Origin of the sequence: Nocardia sp. AB354, from assembly GCF_049538315.1 — a bacterium.
Lineage (GTDB): Bacteria > Actinomycetota > Actinomycetes > Mycobacteriales > Mycobacteriaceae > Nocardia > Nocardia nova.
The window spans coordinates 125278-138728 of the sequence record NZ_JBMVFU010000019.1 but is presented as its reverse complement, the minus strand read 5'-3'; the positions used below and the strand labels follow the sequence as shown (position 1 = coordinate 138728).

The window sequence follows — 13451 nt, the reverse complement described above, 5'->3', positions numbered from 1 at the left end:
CTACCGAGGCATGCTCGACCTGGCCACCCTGCTCATATGGCTTTGAGGACAGGCCCTAGGCCCGCGGCGAACGCTCCCCGGCGGGGCCGGGCGAACGTTCCGGCGACTGCACAGCGACCCGAGGCGGGTACACCCTTCGAACCGACCGTCCGGCAGCCGGAGAGCGCCGCCCACACCGAATCTCGGTCCTGGCCTCCGCCGGGGCAGGCGGTCGCCGCGTACCCGCCACCCCGGATTCCGCCGCACCCGCCGGATCACCACACGGTCGGTCCGTGCGGCACAGGCGCGCTTCACCGGCGGGAGATCTGCGCCGCGACCGGAGCCGGTATCGACCACCGATCCCGCCTCGGAATCGCTGTGCCGTCGACGGTAGGGACGAACCCTTAACGGGGATAACGGGATTCGCTTAACGCGGGATCAGATCGGGGTGATGGCGTCGACCAGCCAGTGGCCGCCGTCCTTGTCCAGAGCCACGCGGACCCGGCTCGGCGTCACCGTGCCCTGCGGGGAGTCCTTACTGGTGGTCACCTGGTTCAGGTACAGCAGGACCACCGCGTGCGAGCGCTCCGCGGACACCACACCGGCCGCCGTGGTGGTGGCCTGCACGGTGAGCTGCTTCTCCTTGGCGCCGGGTGCGATCGCCTGCTGGATCAGCTTCAGGTAGTCCTTGCGGAACGATGGGGTGAGGTTGTCGGCCGATTTCGGCAACTCGGCGTCGACGGTCTTGAAGTCGTAGGTGAATACCGACTCCACCGCGTGCCGGGCCGCGGGTACCGAGTCGGTACGGGCCTGCTCGACCTGTTTGTCGGACCAGTACTTGTAGCCGGTGACCGAGGCCATCGCGACCGCGGCCACGAACAGCACCGCCGCACCGATGAACAGGATGGGACGCAGCTTGCCGGAACCTTGTCTGCTCATGCCACGAACTCCACTTGCGAGGCGGTGATACCACCGTTGTCGTCGCGGTCGACCGTGACCCGGAAGCGGTAGTAGCGCTCCTGCGGATCCTTGGCACCGGCGTTGGTCAGGGTCTGCTTGGCCGCGACCAGTACCTTCGCGGTGTGGTCGTCCTGGCTTTCGACCGCGGTCTCGATGATCTCGCCGCTGGCCTTCACCTTGGCCTGCTGCACGACCTGCGCGTAGGCGTCCTTGCGCTCGGAGTACTCCTGCTTGAGCTGTCCCGAGGCGACCGAGAGCACCCGGTCGATGTCCTGCTTCGCGGTGTCGTCCTTGATGTTGGTCAGATTGAGAATCGCCTGCTTGGCGGTCTGCACATATTCCGCGCGCTGGTCGGCCTGGGCGCCGACCTGATGCTGGTGGTAGGCGAAGAAGCCGCCCGAGCCAACCAGCAGGATCAACGACAGCACCGCCACCACCGCGGCCGCCCAGCCCAGCGGTCCGAGTGAGCGCTTCGATGGCTCGGAGGTGTCCGCCGCTGCCGTCTCCGCCGCGGAGTCGGTGAGCCGCACGGTCGTGTCGTCATCGGCCGCCGTCGAAAGCTTTACGGTGGTCTCGGACTTCGCGTCGGCGCCGGACACTACCTTCGATGCCGCCTCGGAGGAGGACTCGGTCGCCTTCGCCGGCGATGTGCTCGACGATTGCACCGTCTCGTCGGCAGCGCCCGCGGTGCCGAGCTTCACCGTCGCTTCGTCGGAGGGCGAACTCTCGGTCCGGTCGACCGCTATCGCGTCGGTCGGCGCTCCGGCCTGCCGGCTGGCCCGGCGCCGGACGCGACCGGTGGGTGTGGAATTCGATTCGCTCATTTCTGTTGCTCCTCGAGCATCGCCTGCCAACTGGACGGTACAGTGCCCGATCCGTCGGGGCCCACATCCCCCTGTCGGTAGGTCCGGCCGTCGGGTCCGGTGAAGGTGTGGTTCTTCAGGTCGTAGGTGCGCAGTGCCGCCGCCGGTTGGCTCTGCGCGGCCGGAGCGTCGCCGGGGTTGGCCGCCGGCTCACCGGACGGCGTGACCGGGTGCGGATCGCCGAAGGGCGGGTTGTCGCCCTCGGGCACATAACCCTGCGGGTCGTGGCAGAGCTCCGGACTCGGAGCCCGCTTACCCGGCACGTCCGCACACGGCGTGTTGCGGATACCGCGCACCGCTTCCTTGGCGTTCTGCGCCACCTTGCAGTAGAGATTCGGCGGCGTGTCGGGGGTGTCCTTCAGGGCCGGCGAGCGGCGCTGATCCTGCGGCAGGAAGCCGGTGGTGCAGCCGGGCGGGTCGTTGAGCCCGAGCATGAAGTCGACCATGGCGCCGTATTGCGTGGGCCCGCGGATGGATGTCAGCAGCGCCGCCACCAGCTGCGGGTAGATCACCAGGATCTGTTCCACACCTGCGTGGTAGGTCACCCCGACCTGGCCGACGCTGGTCAGATTCGACAGCAGCAGCGGCAGCGTCGGCCGCAGATCCTGGAAGGTCTGCGACACCTTCTGCGCGGCCGCGGGGGTGCGGTCGAGCAACTGCCCCAGCGAGGGGTCGTGCTGGCGCAACTGATCGGTGACGATCGCCAAATCCTTTGTCCACGAACGAATCGCGGCGTCGGACTGGTTCTGGGTGTCGAGCAGCGGGCCGATCTTGTCGAGCAGATCCTTGGTCTCGTTCGTGTTCTTCTTCGCCTCCTGCACCAGCAGCGAGGCGGAGTCGATGAACTTCTGCAGATCCGGGCCCGCGCCGTTGAACGCGGTGAAGGCATCGTCGATGACCTGGCGCAGTTTGGTGTCGGCGACACTGCTGAGCAGCCGGTCGGCCTGGTCGAGCATATCGCCGACGTCCTGCGGAAGTCTGGTGCGCTGCACCGGGATCACCGAACCGTCGTGCAGATTCCCGCCGTGCGGATTCTCGGCCGGGACCAGATCCACGTACTGTTCGCCGATCGCCGACACGCTCTTCACATAGGCATCGACATCACCGGGAATCTTGAAGTCGCTGTTGATCGACAGCTTGGCGTCGACCCCCTCGGGGGTGAGCTTCACATCCTCGACCTTGCCGACGTTGGTACCGCGGTAGGCCACGTTCGCGGTCGGGTACAGCCCGCCGGTGGCCTCCAGTTTCACGGTCACGCCGTAGCGGCCGATACCGACCATGGCCGGCAGGTGGACGTAGACGCCCGCCATCACGACCAAGCCGATCACGGTCAGGATCGAGAAGATCACCAACTGCGTCCGGACGAATTTGCTGAGTTTCATCGACCCGCACCCCCTTGTTGCGGCGCGGGCACCGTCAGCCCGGGTATGGCGGGCAGATTCGGAATCGGCGGCAGGCCGGGAAGACTCGGCGTCGGCGCCGCCGTGTTCGGCGCGGGCGGTGGCGGCGGCTGCATCGGCCCGGTGATCGGGTCACCCTTGCCCATCGCGGTATCGGGTGCGATCGTGCCGAGCGCGCCCTCGACCCCGCCGAAGCGTCCGCCCAGCGGCGTACCGGTGAGGAAGTTCGAATCCAGCCGCGCGCCGGTGAGATCGACGGTCATCAGCAGGTTGAGGTAGTCGCCCTTGAGCGCCTTGTTCAAGTTCCGCATGGGGAACGGGAAGGTGAGCAGGATCTGCAGGGCGTCGGCCAGTTTCGTTCCGGTGCTGGCCAGCGATTCCAGGGCCGGATGGAGATTGGCCAGATCCGCCTTCAGGTTGTCACCGCTCTCGGCGATCACCCGGCTCACCACATCGCTGAGATCACCCAGTGCGGTAATCGTTTTGGTGATGTTCTCGCGGCGGTCGGCCAGTACGGTGAGGGCCGGATGCAGCTGCGTGACGGCCCGGGTCACCTGTTCCTTCTGGTTGTTCAGCTGTCCGGCGAAACGGTCCAGCCCACCCATCGCGTCGATGATGTCCTTGGTCTGACCGTCCAGGGTGCTGGTCAGCTGCGCCAGCTGCGGCAGCAGATCGCGGATGGCATCCGACCGCCCGGAGAAGGTCTTGTTCAGCTCGTGGGTGATGGTCTCGAGCTGGGAGATACCGCCACCGTTGAGCACCACCGACAGCGACGACAGCGTCTGCTCGGTGGTGGGATAGACACTCGCGCGCGACAACGGGATCACATCGCCGGGCTTCAATTGGCCCTCCGGCGCAACGTCTTTCGGCGCCGACAGCTCGACGTGGTTACTGCCGAGCAGGCTGGTCTGCCCGATCGCGGCCACCGCGTTGGCGGGCAGGTGCACACCCTTCTCGAGGCTCACCGTGACCAGCGCGTGCCAATCCTCGACCTGGATGTTCTTCACCGTGCCGACCGTGACGTCGTCCACCTGCACCGGCGAATTGCGGGTCAGCGTGGTGACATTCGGCATCTGGATCTTGATCTGCCAGGCGCCCTCACCCGTTCCGGCCGCACCGGGCATCGGCAGGGTGTTCAGACCGTCCCACTCGCATCCGGTGGCGCCCAACAGGATCACCAGACCGACGGCGGCGCCGGCGAGTCGCATCCGTCCGCGTCGCATCATCGTCCTCCTCCCGGAATCGCCAGGCCGGCAAGACCGCTGGGTACCTCGGCCGGAGCCTCGCCGGGCGCCGGATACTCGACGCGGTCGGCCAGGCTCGGGGGCGAGAAGGTCAGCTGGCTCGGGAAGGCCTGCTGTCCGGACGCCGGATTCACCAGCAGCGGTGGGTAATTCATCATCAGTGAGCTGATCACCGGCGCCACCTGTTGTTTGCACAGGTCGGCGGTCCGCTGCGAACCGTTGTCCTCGAGCGCCTCGACGGCGCCACACAGGAACGCGAACGGATTGCGGAAGTTCGGCAGCACCACGGCGCCGGTCAGCGTGCCCTGCGCAGGCTTGTAGATCTGATAGAAGTTCGCCAGCGCGACCGGGCCGGAGTGCAGGACCTGCTCGAGCTGCGGACGCTTGTCGGCCAGGATCTGGGTCACTTGCGCCAGATTCTGCACACTCTCGGTGAGCTGGCCGCCGCGTTCGTCCAGGAAGCGTTTGACGTCGGCCACCGCCGAGTCGAGATTGTCCAGTCCGGCGCCGAGGTCGTCGGAGACGCCCGACAGCACCGAGGACACCGAGGCCAGCCGCCCGCCGAACTGCACGATCTGATCGTTGCTCTTGGAGAGCACGTCGACGAACTGCTGCAGGTTGCGGACGGTGCCGAACAGGTCGGTGCGACCGTCGGACAACGTATTCAGCGTGCTCGACAACTCGTGGAGCGTGTCCCGCAGCGCCTGGGCGTTCCCGTTTGCGAGATTGTCGGACGCGGTGTTGACGAACCGGCCGAACGAGCCCTGCTGATCCTCACCGATCGGCCCCAGGGCCTTGGACAGTTTGGTCAGCTCGGCCTTGATGTCGTCCCATTCCACCGGCACGGCGGTGTGCTCGATCGGAATCACGCCGTCGTCGTGCATCTTCGGGCCGCCGGTGTAGACCGGCGCCAACTGCACGAAGCGTGCCGAGACCAGATTCGGCGAGACCGTGACGGCCTTGGCATCGGCGGGAATGTCGACGCCGCGGTCGACCGTCATCGTCACCTTGGTCTTGTCCCGGCCCGGCTCGATCGAATCGATCCTGCCGACCTTGACGCCCAGCACTCGCACGTCGTCACCGGCGTACAGCCCGGTGGTGGACGGGAAATAGGCGGTGATGTGGGTCTTGCCGATATTGCTCACCGCGCCGTAGACGATCCAGCCCGCCAGCGCCACCACCAGGACGGCGGCCACGACGCGGACCCATTTCGGCACCTTCGTGATCGTGCGAATCGCGTTCATCGCGGCGGCTCCTGGATCGCGGGCCCGATCGAGGGCGGCGGGGTGGTCAGGTACTTCCAGAACGATTCGGGTACATGCTGGGGCCAGACCAGCGCGTCCACCAGCGGCTGCAACGTCATACTCGTGGCGTTGGAGACGTAGGCCTGGAAGTACGGGCCGCTGCCGACCTGCTCACCGAGCGCCGCCTCGAACGGTCCGAGGGCGTCCAGGGCCTGGTTCAGGTTGTTCTTGTTCCGCTCGAGCAGTTGCAGCACCGAATTCAGCTTGTCCAGTGTGGGTTTCAGGCTCTGTTCGTTGTCGTTGACGAAGCCGGTCAGCTGCTGCGCGAGCCCGTTGACGTAGACGATCAACTGGCTCAGGGCGGTGCGCCGGGCGTCCAGCTCGCCGAGCAGGTTGTTGCCGTCCAGCAGCAGGGAGTTGATCTGGTTCGACCGATCCGAGAGCACCTTGGTGACGTTCTGCGCGTGCGAGAGCAGTTCGGTCAGCGCCTTGTCGCGGGCGTTCAGGCTGCGCGAGAGCTGGGTGATGCCGTCCAGGGCGGAACGCATCGGCGCGGGGGTGTCGGCGAAGGCGTCCGACAGGGCGTCCAGAGTCTTGTTGACCTGGTCGGTGTCCAGCCCCTTCACGGTATTGCTCAGATCGCCCAGGGCGTCGTTGAGCGAATACGGAGAAGTGGTGCGCTCCAAGGGAATCGGCTGATCGCTGCGCAACGCACCGGACCCCTGCGGATCGACCTCCAGGGATTTGCGCCCGAGCACGGTGTTGGTCTTGATCGCGGCGGTCGTCTTCTTCCCCAGGACGATGGATTCGTCGAGGCTGAACCGGACCTTCACCTTGGGGCCGTCGAGGCTGACATCCTCAACCTGACCGGTGCGGACACCGGCGACCTGAACCTGGTCACCGGTCACCAGACCGCCGGCATCGGCGAAATACGCGGTGAATTCGGCGCCGCTGCGAATGAACGGAAGCCGGTCGAACTGCAGGGCGGACAACGCGATCGCGACCGCCAGGACGACGCCGACGACGCCGTGTTTGATGAGCGGGGAGGTCTGGTTCACTTCGTCGAACACCTTCCGGTCGTCTGCAGACCGGGCAGATTCACATGCATCGGCTTACCGTCCGGGCCGTCCACGAGGAAATTCGTTCCGCACACGTACATGTTCAGGAACGAGCCGTACGAACCGAGCCGCACCAGCTCCTTGTAGGTCGTGGGCAGGTTCTGCAGGACCCACTCGACATCGTCGGACTTCTGGTCGAGATTGTCCGAGAGCCGGCCCAGCTGGTCGAAGGTCGCCTTGAGGTCCGGGCGCGCCTGCTTCAGCAGATCGGTGAGATCTCCGGTGGCGCCGGCCAGTCGCGGCAGCGCCGCGCCGATCGGATCCCGGTCCGCGGCCAGGCCACTCACCAGACGCTGCAATTCGGTCAGCGTGGTGTCGAACTCCTTGTTGTGATCGTCGATGGTGGCCAGCACCGTCTTCAAATTCTCGATCACGCTGCCGATGAGGGCGTCGCGGTCGGCCAGGGTTTTGGCGAACGAGCCGGAGCTGTTCAGCAGTGCGACCAGGGTGCCGCCCTGGCCCTGGAAGACCTGCAGCAGCGCCTCGGTCAGGGAGTTGACCTGCTGCGGGTCCAGGCCGCGCAGCAGCGGCTTGAAACCGCCCAGCAGCATGTCCAGGTCCAGCGCCGGCTTGGTCTTGTCCAGACCGATGGTGCCGCCGGAATGCAGCACCTGCGCGGTGCCCGGGGCGTCCATCAGTTCCAGATACCGGTCACCCACCAGATTCTCGTAGCGCACCGCGGCATGGGTGCTGACATAGAGCTTGTACTGCCGGTCGACGTCGAAATCGACATGGGCCAGATGGTCCTTGCCGACCTTGACGCTCTTCACCGATCCGACCGGGACACCCGCGATGCGCACCTTGGACCCGGGCAGCATGCCCGAGGAACTGGTGAACACCGCGTGGTAGCCGTTCTCCCGGGCGAAGCGCATCTGCGAGAAGATGACGACCAACAGGGCCAGCACCAGAACCATCACGAGCGTGAAGATTCCGAGTTTGACGCCGGTGGCGTGCGGTTTGATGCTCACGGAGTACCCACCCCCGGCAGCCCCGCGAACAGCAGTTGGAAGACCCGGGGCCCGTTCAGATGGGTGGACAGTTCCGGCGTGTACACCCGTCCCTCAGTGGTGTCGGTGACCAGATAGTTCGCGTGGCTACCGGGTTTACGGTCGAGGATGCCCTCGCAGTGCGGGCCACCGGTCGCATTCACCTTCGGCAAATCCTTCGGATAGGTGTAGGGCGTGCCGCCCGGCATGAAACTGGCGTTCAACGTCACCCACGGCCCGGTGCCGCCGAAGATCTCGTTGGCTCGCGGAATCGCGCCCGCGACACCCTCGACCAGGCAGTACAGCGCCGGGTTGTATTCGTTGAGCAGTTCGGCCGTCGGGCGCAGCAGATCCAGTGCGGTCGACAGGCCGTTCTCGTTCTCCTTCAGCACCGCGCCCGTGGTGTCGGCCAGGCCGATCAGATTCAGCAGCACCGCGTCGAGGCTGTCCTGGTGGTCGACGATGGTCTTGCTCGTCACGGCCGCGTTGTCGGTGGTGCGCAACAGGTTCGGCGCGGTGTCGGCGTACAGATTGGTGACTCCCACCGAGGTCTGCAGATCGCGTTGCAGATCGGGCAGGCTCGGATTGATGTCGCGCAGATATTCGTCACTGTCGACCAGCAGCTGACCGAGTTTGTCGCCGCGGCCCTGCAATGCCGTGCCGAGCGCGGTCAGCGTCGCATTCAATTTCTCCGGCGCGATCTTGCCGAGCACATCGGTCAAATGCTGGAACAGCGTATTGAATTCGACGGTCACCGACTGCGCGGTCAGCGTGGCGCCGGCCTGCAGATGCTGCGCGGACGGAACCTCCGGCTCGACGAAGTTCACGTATTTGGCGCCGAAGACGGTGGTGGACCGAATATCCACGGTCGCGTTCGCGGGCACCATCTTCAGCTGATCGGGTTCGATCGCCAGGGTGAGCCGAGCTTGGTCGCCGGTATACGCGATATCGGAGACGTGGCCGATCTGCACACCGCGGATCTTGACCTTCGCGTCCTTGTCCATCACCAGGCCGGCCCGCGGGGCGTCGAGATAGACCGGTTTCGACGTGCTGAATCCGCCCACGAACATCGTCAAAGCGACGGCGACGATCGCGGCCAGAAACAGAATCAGCGCCACCCCCGAAAGCTTGACACCCCATCCGGCGCCGAAAAACTTGCCGGCGCCTTCCTTTTCGACGAGTTTATTTGCCGCCATACCGCCTACCCGGAGAGATGGAAGTTGCCGGAGGTGCCGTAAATCGCCAGCGACATCAGCAGGGTCACCGACACCACTGCCACCAGCGAGGCGCGCACCGCGTTACCGACCGCGATTCCGACACCGACCGGTCCACCGGTCGCGTTGTAGCCGTAATAGGTGTGAATCATCATGACCGCCAAGGCCATGAGGATCGCCTGTACGAACGACCACAGAATGTCACTGGGAATCAGGAATGTTGAGAAGTAGTGGTCGTACACACCGGCCGACTGGCCGTAGATGACGACCGTGGCGAAGCGGCTCGCGACGAACGACGCGATGACCGCGAGCGCGTAGAGCGGAACGATCGCGATCATGCCCGCCAGCACCCGGGTGCCCACCAGGAAAGGCATCGGCCGGATCGCCATGGATTCCAGGGCGTCGATCTCCTCGGCCACCCGCATGGCGCCCAGCTGGGCCGTGGCGCCGGCGCCGATGGTCGCCGCGAGCCCGATGCCCGAGATCACCGGTGCCGCGATGCGCACATTGAGGAATGCGGCGAAGAATCCGGTCAGCGCCTCGACACCGATATTGCCCAGCGAGCTGTAGCCCTGCACCGCGATGGTGCCGCCGGTGAACAGGGTGAGGAAGCCGACGATCACCACCGTGCCGCCGATCACCGCCAAAGCGCCTGTGCCCATGCTGATTTCGGCGATCAGGCGAATGGTTTCGGTGCGGTAGTGCGAGAACGCCTTCGGCACCGAGGCCAGTGACTTCGCGTAGAACTGGGCGTGATGCCCGATTCCGTCCATCGAACTCGAAACCCGCCGCACACGTCGAACAGTACGGGGGAAGCGGGACTGGATTACGAACGCCATCGGATCACCGCACCGTGAACTTGATGCCGACGGCGGTGACCACGACGTTCACCACGAACAGAGCCATGAAGGAGAAAACCACCGTCTGGTTGACCGCGTCACCCACACTCTTAGGACCGCCCTTGACGTTGAGACCGAGATAGCAGGCCATCAGACCGGCGATCAGACCGAACAGCGCGGCCTTGACCTCCGAGATCACCAGCTCCGGCGTATGGGTGAGCAGGGTGAGCCCGTTGACGAAGGCGCCGGGGTTGACTCCCTGCAGAAGAACCGAGAACAGGAAGCCGCCGGCGATGCCGATCGTCGAGACCAGGCCGTTGAGCAGCGCCGCGACGAACATCGAGGCGAGTACGCGGGGCACCACCAGGCGATGGATCGGATCGATACCGAGCACCTTCATGGCGTCGATTTCTTCCCGGATCGTGCGCGCACCCAGGTCCGCGCAGATCGCGGTGGCACCGGCGCCGGCGACGATCAGCACCGTCACGATCGGACCGACCTGGGTGACCGTTCCGAATGCGGCGCCCGCGCCCGAAAGATCGGCCGCGCCGATTTCGCGCAGCAGAATGTTCAGCGTAAAGCTCACCAGAACCGTGAACGGGATCGCGACCAGGATGGTCGGGATGATCGACACCCGTGCGACGAACCACGACTGGTCGACGAATTCCCGTCGCTGAAATGGCGGACGTATCAAGGCCCGCGCCACAGCGGCCACGAGTTCGAAGAACCCGCCGACCGCACGCAACGGCACGGCAAGAACCTCGTTCATTCCGCGATTCCTCCTTGCCGACCCGTACGCGCAACGCTGCGCAAGCGAGCCTCCACACCTCTTCCGCTCCGAAGATTAGAACACGTTCACATCGAATCGGAAGAGAATTTGACATTTTTGACCTGCTCTTTTCATCCGAGCTTCATCTCGGAAGCTAGAACAGGTTCATACGGTGTACAGAACGCCTTTGTGAGGCACCCCACAACCTTCGACCCCCATGTCTACCAAGTGCGAGACCGCCGATCAACCGGAGTTGGTCGGATGACCTGCACCTGATAATCAGCCGAGATCGTGCAGCGAACTCGCAGAAAACGTACGCCCGGCGGGGCGCTCGGCGAAGTAGGTTCCGAGTGTGTCGGCCAGCGCGTCCGCACTCCATTCCGCGCCGGCGGCATCGAAGCGGGCCTCGACTTCGGGCGCGGCCATCAGCGCGACCATCGGGCCGTATACGACGAACACCTGACCGTTGATCGCATCGGCGCCGGGAGAGGCCAGGTAGGCGACCAGACGGGCGACGTGATCCGGCGACAACGGGTCCACATCCCCTTCGGGAGCGGCGGAGAAGACCGATTCCGTCATGGCGGTCCGGGCCCGCGGGCAGATGGCGTTGGCACGCACGCCGTATCGCGACAAACCGCGCGAGGCGGACAGCGTCAGCGCTGTGATTCCGGCTTTCGCGGCCGCGTAATTCGGCTGCCCTTCCGGACCCAGCAAACCGGCTTCCGACGATGTGTTGATCAGGCGCCCGTAAATTGGAGCACCAGATTCCTTCGATTTACCGCGCCAGTAGGCGGCGGCATTCCGCGACAACAGGAAATGGCCGCGCAGATGGACCGCGAGGACCGCGTCCCAGTCCTCGTCGGAGAGATTGAAAAGCATGCGGTCACGGACGATTCCCGCATTGTTCACGACGATGTCCACACCGCCGAAGGTCTCGTCCGCGGTGCGAATCAGGGCATCGGCGGTGGCGCGCTCGGCCACACTGCCACCCACGAATTCCGCTTTCGCGCCCAGCGCGCGGATATCGGCGAGGGTGGCGGCCACCGCATCGTTCTCGGCCAGATCGTTGACCACCACCGATGCGCCGGCCCCGGCCAGCGCCAGCGCTTCGGCCCGCCCGAGGCCCGCGCCGGCTCCGGTCACGATCGCTACCTTGCCGGACAGATCCGTCCCCGACTGATTCGACGATTCACTCACGCCGTGACTCTAGAACGTGTTCCAGTTATCGGCAAGCATCCATTTCACTGCAACCGCAGGGCAGCCTTGGGGCATTGCGCGACGGCGGTCTCGACATCGGAGAGCCGGTCCTCGGGCACGTCGGCGGTGAGGATGTGCAGCTGATCCTCATCGTCGAGTTCGAAGACGTCGGGGGCGATTCCGACGCAAATACCGTTGGCCTCGCACTGGTCGAAATCCACACTGACCTTCATTGATAACTCCTTCACCACCAGGTAGTGCCGAGCCTACAAGCCCGGCCGGGCCGCTGCGGCCGAAGCGGCCGGATTCGGTTTCCATACTGGAACATGTTTCAGTAGATATGCAATGATCGACGTCAGGGCAGATCGGCCCCGGCGCTGATCGTCACAGGGGCGATGTCGTCACATCCGCCATCACCATCACCGAGTACGAGGTAACCGCCATGCGGATTGCTTATACCGAGCAACAGGAGCAGCTGCGCGCCGAGCTCCGCGAATATTTCGCCAAGCTGATCACGCCGGAGCGCCGCGAGGCCTTGTCGTCGCAGACCGGTGAGTACGGGCACGGCAACGTCTACCGCGAGGTCGTTCAGCAGATGGGCCACGACGGCTGGCTCACCCTCGGCTGGCCCAAGGAGTACGGCGGCCAGGATCGCTCGACGATGGATCAGCTGATCTTCACCGACGAGGCGGCCGTCGCGGGCGCGCCGGTGCCGTTCCTGACCATCAACTCGGTGGCGCCGACGATCATGCACTACGGCACCGAGGAGCAGAAGAAGTTCTTCCTGCCCAAGATCTCCGCGGGCGAATTGCACTTCTCCATCGGATATTCCGAGCCCGGCGCGGGCACCGACCTGGCGTCACTGCGCACCACCGCGGTCCGCGACGGTGACGACTGGGTGATCAACGGCCAGAAGATGTGGACCAGCCTCATCCAGTACGCCGACTACATCTGGCTGGCCGCCCGCACCGACCCGACCGCCAAGAAGCACAAGGGCATCAGCATGTTCATCGTGCCGACCTCGGCCGAGGGCTTCTCCTGGACGCCCGTGCACACGATGGCCGGGCCCGACACCAGCGCCACCTACTACCAGGACGTGCGGGTTCCGCACTCGGCGATGGTCGGCCCCGAGAACGGCGGCTGGGCGCTGGTCACCAACCAGCTCAACCACGAGCGGGTGGCGCTGACCTCGGCGGCGCCGCTGGCGCTGGCGGTCGCGCAGACCACCGAGTGGGCGCGCGACACCAAGGATTCCACCGGTGCGCGGGTGATCGACAACGAGTGGGTGCGGCTGAATCTGGCGCGCGTGCACGCCAAGGTCGAGTTCCTGAAGCTGCTGAACTGGGAGATCGCCTCGGGCGCCGATGCCGGCGGAGAGGCCGCGCCGCGGCCGTGGGATGCCTCCACATGCAAGGTGCTCGGCACCGAATTGGCCACCGAGGCCTACCGACTGCTGATGGAGATCCTCGGCCCGCAGGCATATCTGCGGCAGGACTCCCCCGGCGCGCAGCTGCGCGGACGGCTCGAGCGGATGCATCGCGCCTGCCTGATCCTGACCTTCGGCGGCGGCACCAACGAGGTGCAGCGCGACATCATCGCGATGACCGCCCTGAAACAGCCCGCTGCCGCCCGCTGAGC

At 65.5% G+C, this 13451-nt stretch carries 13 protein-coding genes; 1 reads left to right on the top strand and 12 read right to left on the bottom strand.

Features of this window, described 5'->3' with window-relative positions; all coding sequences use genetic code 11:
* Nucleotides 1–417: 417 nt before the first annotated feature.
* The 12 genes from ACPCUW_RS25210 to ACPCUW_RS25155 form a co-directional block, all read right to left on the bottom strand.
* Entirely contained in the window at nucleotides 418–918 is a 501-nt protein-coding gene (locus ACPCUW_RS25210; RefSeq protein WP_030517392.1) for a h domain protein, read from the bottom strand.
* Complete coding sequence (locus tag ACPCUW_RS25205) at nucleotides 915–1763, bottom strand: hypothetical protein (protein WP_423427470.1); 849 nt, start codon at nucleotides 1761–1763, stop codon at nucleotides 915–917. The genes ACPCUW_RS25210 and ACPCUW_RS25205 overlap by 4 nt, the downstream gene beginning before the upstream one ends.
* Nucleotides 1760–3184, bottom strand: coding sequence for an MCE family protein (locus tag ACPCUW_RS25200; protein WP_423427469.1), 1425 nt, complete (start codon nucleotides 3182–3184; stop codon nucleotides 1760–1762). Before ACPCUW_RS25200 ends, ACPCUW_RS25205 begins: the two co-directional genes overlap by 4 nt.
* Nucleotides 3181–4428, bottom strand: a complete 1248-nt coding sequence (locus ACPCUW_RS25195; protein WP_423427467.1) for an MCE family protein — start codon at nucleotides 4426–4428, stop codon at nucleotides 3181–3183. Before ACPCUW_RS25195 ends, ACPCUW_RS25200 begins: the two co-directional genes overlap by 4 nt.
* On the bottom strand, nucleotides 4425–5690 hold the full coding sequence (locus ACPCUW_RS25190) for an MCE family protein (RefSeq protein WP_063009957.1): 1266 nt from the start codon (nucleotides 5688–5690) through the stop codon (nucleotides 4425–4427). Before ACPCUW_RS25190 ends, ACPCUW_RS25195 begins: the two co-directional genes overlap by 4 nt.
* Nucleotides 5687–6748: an MCE family protein gene (locus ACPCUW_RS25185; protein ID WP_064907851.1), complete on the bottom strand. Its 1062-nt coding sequence runs from the start codon at nucleotides 6746–6748 to the stop codon at nucleotides 5687–5689. The genes ACPCUW_RS25190 and ACPCUW_RS25185 overlap by 4 nt, the downstream gene beginning before the upstream one ends.
* A complete protein-coding gene (locus ACPCUW_RS25180) occupies nucleotides 6745–7770 on the bottom strand; it encodes an MCE family protein (protein ID WP_030518637.1) in 1026 nt (341 codons plus the stop codon). The genes ACPCUW_RS25185 and ACPCUW_RS25180 overlap by 4 nt, the downstream gene beginning before the upstream one ends.
* A gap of 2 nt (nucleotides 7771–7772) precedes the next feature.
* Complete coding sequence (locus tag ACPCUW_RS25175) at nucleotides 7773–8990, bottom strand: MCE family protein (protein ID WP_423427466.1); 1218 nt, start codon at nucleotides 8988–8990, stop codon at nucleotides 7773–7775.
* Between the two features lie 5 nt (nucleotides 8991–8995).
* Nucleotides 8996–9847 carry an ABC transporter permease gene (locus ACPCUW_RS25170; RefSeq protein ID WP_030518639.1) on the bottom strand — a complete coding sequence of 284 codons (852 nt, stop codon included), beginning with the start codon at nucleotides 9845–9847 and terminating at the stop codon, nucleotides 8996–8998.
* A gap of 4 nt (nucleotides 9848–9851) precedes the next feature.
* Nucleotides 9852–10616, bottom strand: coding sequence for an MlaE family ABC transporter permease (locus ACPCUW_RS25165; protein ID WP_030518640.1), 765 nt, complete (start codon nucleotides 10614–10616; stop codon nucleotides 9852–9854).
* A gap of 279 nt (nucleotides 10617–10895) precedes the next feature.
* The gene (locus tag ACPCUW_RS25160; RefSeq protein WP_030518641.1) at nucleotides 10896–11813 is read right to left on the bottom strand and encodes a 3-oxoacyl-ACP reductase; all 918 of its coding nucleotides are present in this window, start codon (nucleotides 11811–11813) and stop codon (nucleotides 10896–10898) included.
* Nucleotides 11814–11857: 44 nt separating this feature from the next.
* Entirely contained in the window at nucleotides 11858–12046 is a 189-nt protein-coding gene (locus tag ACPCUW_RS25155) for a ferredoxin (RefSeq protein ID WP_030518642.1), read from the bottom strand.
* A gap of 209 nt (nucleotides 12047–12255) precedes the next feature.
* Between ACPCUW_RS25155 and ACPCUW_RS25150 the strand changes: the two genes are divergently transcribed.
* Nucleotides 12256–13449, top strand: coding sequence for an acyl-CoA dehydrogenase family protein (locus tag ACPCUW_RS25150; protein ID WP_423427464.1), 1194 nt, complete (start codon nucleotides 12256–12258; stop codon nucleotides 13447–13449).
* Nucleotides 13450–13451: the final 2 nt, after the last annotated feature.

What these genes read in the sequence shown, in the direction of transcription:
- ACPCUW_RS25210 (WP_030517392.1), bottom strand. Translation starts at nt 918, where the DNA reads ATGAGCAGACAAGGTTCCGGCAAGCTGCGTCCCATCCTGTTCATCGGT.
- ACPCUW_RS25205 (WP_423427470.1), bottom strand. Translation starts at nt 1,763, where the DNA reads ATGAGCGAATCGAATTCCACACCCACCGGTCGCGTCCGGCGCCGGGCC.
- ACPCUW_RS25200 (WP_423427469.1), bottom strand. Translation starts at nt 3,184, where the DNA reads ATGAAACTCAGCAAATTCGTCCGGACGCAGTTGGTGATCTTCTCGATC.
- ACPCUW_RS25195 (WP_423427467.1), bottom strand. Translation starts at nt 4,428, where the DNA reads ATGATGCGACGCGGACGGATGCGACTCGCCGGCGCCGCCGTCGGTCTG.
- ACPCUW_RS25190 (WP_063009957.1), bottom strand. Translation starts at nt 5,690, where the DNA reads ATGAACGCGATTCGCACGATCACGAAGGTGCCGAAATGGGTCCGCGTC.
- ACPCUW_RS25175 (WP_423427466.1), bottom strand. Translation starts at nt 8,990, where the DNA reads ATGGCGGCAAATAAACTCGTCGAAAAGGAAGGCGCCGGCAAGTTTTTC.
- ACPCUW_RS25170 (WP_030518639.1), bottom strand. Translation starts at nt 9,847, where the DNA reads ATGGCGTTCGTAATCCAGTCCCGCTTCCCCCGTACTGTTCGACGTGTG.
- ACPCUW_RS25165 (WP_030518640.1), bottom strand. Translation starts at nt 10,616, where the DNA reads ATGAACGAGGTTCTTGCCGTGCCGTTGCGTGCGGTCGGCGGGTTCTTC.
- ACPCUW_RS25155 (WP_030518642.1), bottom strand. Translation starts at nt 12,046, where the DNA reads ATGAAGGTCAGTGTGGATTTCGACCAGTGCGAGGCCAACGGTATTTGC.
- ACPCUW_RS25150 (WP_423427464.1), top strand. Translation starts at nt 12,256, where the DNA reads ATGCGGATTGCTTATACCGAGCAACAGGAGCAGCTGCGCGCCGAGCTC.